Source organism: Hyalangium gracile (genome assembly GCF_020103725.1).
In the GTDB taxonomy this organism is placed as follows: Bacteria; Myxococcota; Myxococcia; order Myxococcales; family Myxococcaceae; genus Hyalangium; species Hyalangium gracile.
The window spans coordinates 1-2,964 of sequence record NZ_JAHXBG010000058.1 but is presented as its reverse complement, the minus strand read 5'-3'; the positions used below and the strand labels follow the sequence as shown (position 1 = coordinate 2,964).

At 67.2% G+C, this 2,964-nt stretch carries 3 protein-coding genes; all 3 read left to right on the top strand.

Going from position 1 to position 2,964, the window contains the following annotated elements; translation table 11 throughout:
• Window positions 1-864, top strand: an 864-nt coding sequence (locus KY572_RS46710; protein WP_224250298.1) for an ABC transporter permease, incomplete at its 5' end; no start/stop codon positions are given.
• A gap of 7 nt (window positions 865-871) precedes the next feature.
• Window positions 872-1,651: an outer membrane lipoprotein-sorting protein gene (locus tag KY572_RS46705; RefSeq protein ID WP_224250297.1), complete on the top strand. Its 780-nt coding sequence runs from the start codon at window positions 872-874 to the stop codon at window positions 1,649-1,651.
• 25 nt (window positions 1,652-1,676) lie between these two features.
• The coding region (locus tag KY572_RS46700; RefSeq protein ID WP_224250296.1) for a hypothetical protein at window positions 1,677-2,964 on the top strand (1,288 nt) is incomplete at its 3' end.

Here is a 2,964-nt window from a genome sequence, read left to right as displayed (position 1 = left end):
ACCATCCTCATCTTCGAGGAGCAGGCCAAGAAGCTCGAGGTGAAGGTGGGCGACACGCTGACGCTGGCGGCCCCCACCATGCGCGGCACCAACAACACCCTGGATGTCCGCGTGGTCGCCATCGCCGCCAACATCGGGATGATGAGCTCGTGGAACACCTTCGTGCCCAGCAAGAGCCTGCGGGACCTCTACCAGCTCAAGGATGACGCCACCGGCGCCATCCACCTGTACCTCAAGGACATGAAGGACATCCCCGCCGTGCAGCAGCGGCTGCGCGAGAGGCTTCCCATGGTGGGCTACACGGTGATGGACAACGACCCCCGGTCCTACTGGATGAAGTTCGATGTCGTGAACCGCGAGGGCTGGACGGGGCAGAAGCTCGACATCACCAACTGGGAGGACGAGATCTCCTTCGTGAAGTGGGTCGTGGGAGCGCTGGGTGCCATCACCGGTGGCCTGACGTTCCTGCTGCTGGTGGTCATCGCCGTGGGCATCATGAACACGCTGTGGATCGCCATCCGCGAGCGCACCCGGGAGATCGGCACCCTGCGCGCCATCGGCATGCAGAAGGGCCGCGTGCTGGTGATGTTCCTCACCGAGGCGCTCATGCTCAGCCTCACCGCCACCGTGACGGGCGCCGTGCTGGCCACCCTGCTCTGCCTGTTCCTCAACGCCCAGCAGGTGGTGGCCCCCGAGGTGGTCCAGGTGATGCTCCTGACCGAGCACTGGTTCCTCAAGGTCGAGCCCGGCTCCGTCGTGTTCGCCGTGGTCCTCATCACCGTGGCCTCCATGGTGGTGAGCCTCATTCCCTCCTTCCTGGCCGCGCGGATGAAGCCCGTCACGGCCATGCACCACATCGGGTGACCCTCACATGACGCCTCGCAACCTGCTGTCCGCCGCGGTGGCCGCGGTGCTGCTCGCCTCTCCGGCGGCTTTCGCCCTGGATGCGGCCGAGATGAAGAAGCTGCTGGAGGTCATCGACGACCGCCAGCGCAACGGCGGCGACTACAAGTCGCTGGTCTACCTGGAGCAGAAGGAGAAGGACAAAGCCGACACCGTGCGCGAGGCGCTCGTCTACCGCCGCGACGCCGACGACAAGCTGATGATCCTCTTCACCAAGCCCAAGGGCGAATCCGGCAAGGGCTACCTGCGCCTGGACAAGAACCTGTGGAGCTACGACCCGAACGTGGGCAAGTGGGAGCGGCGCACCGAGCGCGAGCGCATCGCCGGCACCGACAGCCGCCGCGCCGACTTCGACGAGTCCCGTCTGGCCGAGGAGTATGACCCCACCTACGAGGGCGAGGAGGCCCTGGGCAAGTTCCAGGTGCACAAGCTGGCGCTCAAGGCCAGGCCCAACATCGACGTGGCCTACCCCGTCATCAAGATGTGGGCGGACAAGGACACGAGCAACATCCTCAAGCGCCAGGAGTTCGCCCTCTCCGGCCGGCTCATGCGCACCCTCTATTACCCCAAGTGGCAGAAGCTCTTCAGCGAGTCCAAGGGCGCGGAGGTATGGTACCCGCAGGAGATACGCATCTACGACGAGGTGGAGAAGGCCAACTCCACCGTCATCCTCATCAAGAGCGTGGACCTGCGGTCGCTGGAGGCCAACATCTTCACCAAGGCCTGGCTCGAGAGTAAGAGCCGATGAGCCCCCGCCCGCGCAGCCGCCGGGCGTGGATCAGTCCGGTCGCGAGGAGACGCGCGACGAGCAGGCCCTCAGCGGCCCCACGCAGGCGGAGGCCTTCGGCTCCGAGGAGCACGTCGACGACCCGCTGAAGATCGGCGGCCAGTTCTATCTGCGCGCCATCGCCCAGGCCAACCAGGGCGTCTCCTTCGGCAGCACCACCTTCTCCGCTCCCACCCTGGTGGACGGCTACTTCGACGCCCGGCCCACCGACAGGCTGCGCGGCATGGTGGTCGGCCGCCTCAGCTTCGATCCCACCGTGGGCAGCCAGACCACCAACCTCCTGGGCAACGGCTCCAGCACGGGCGCCCCCACCACTCCGGGCGCCACCGTTCCCAACCCCCGCGTCCTGCTGGACCAGGCCTGGCTGCGCTTCGACATCGCTCGCACGGTGTTCGTCACCGCCGGCAAGCAGCACGTCAAGTGGGGCACCGCCCGCTTCTGGAACCCCACTGACTTCCTCTCCCCGCAGCGCAGGGACCCGCTGGCCGTCTTCGATGCGCGCACCGGTGCCTCCATGCTCAAGCTGCACGTGCCCTGGGAGGCCGAGGGCTGGAACTTCTACGCCATCGCCCTGCTGGACAACGCCGGGCCGGCCTCCACCCTGGGCCGCATCGGCGGCGCCACCCGCGCCGAGGTGGTGCTGGGCGAGTCCGAGCTCGGCCTGAGCGCCGTGCTCCAGCGCGGCCGCAAGCCCCGCTTCGGCGTGGACCTGTCCACCGCGCTGGGCCCCTTCGACGTCTACGCCGAGGCCGCCCTGCGCAAGGGCTCGGAGACGCCCCTCTACCGGCTGCCCGCTGGCATGTCCCTCCAGGACTTCATCGAGCAGGCCCAGGACCTGGAGTTCGACTCCTTCGATGACCTGCGGCAGCTGCCCGTGGAGAGCTACTTCCCCACCGGCTTCACTCCGCAGGTGGCCGGCGGCGCCAACTACACCTTCGCCTACAGCGAGAACGAGAGCGCCACCGTGGGCGTGGAGTACTTCTACAACTCCACCGGCTACGACACCTCCATCGTCTACCCCTACCTCATCGCCCAGGGCGCCTTTCAGCCCTTCTTCCTGGGCGAGCACTACGCCGGTGTCTTCGGCGTGCTGGCAGGGCCCGGCTCCTGGGACAGGACGTCCTTCGTGCTCTCCACCCTGGGCAACCTGTCCGACAAGTCCTTCATCACCCGCCTGGACGTGAGCCACCGCGCCCTCTCGTACCTGAGCGTGGAGGCCTATGCCTCCGTCAACTACGGCGAGAAGGGCGGCGAGTTCCGCTTCGCCATGGACT

Coding starts and splice junctions, on each gene's coding strand:
- KY572_RS46705 (WP_224250297.1), top strand. CDS start 872: ATGACGCCTCGCAACCTGCTGTCCGCCGCGGTGGCCGCGGTGCTGCTC.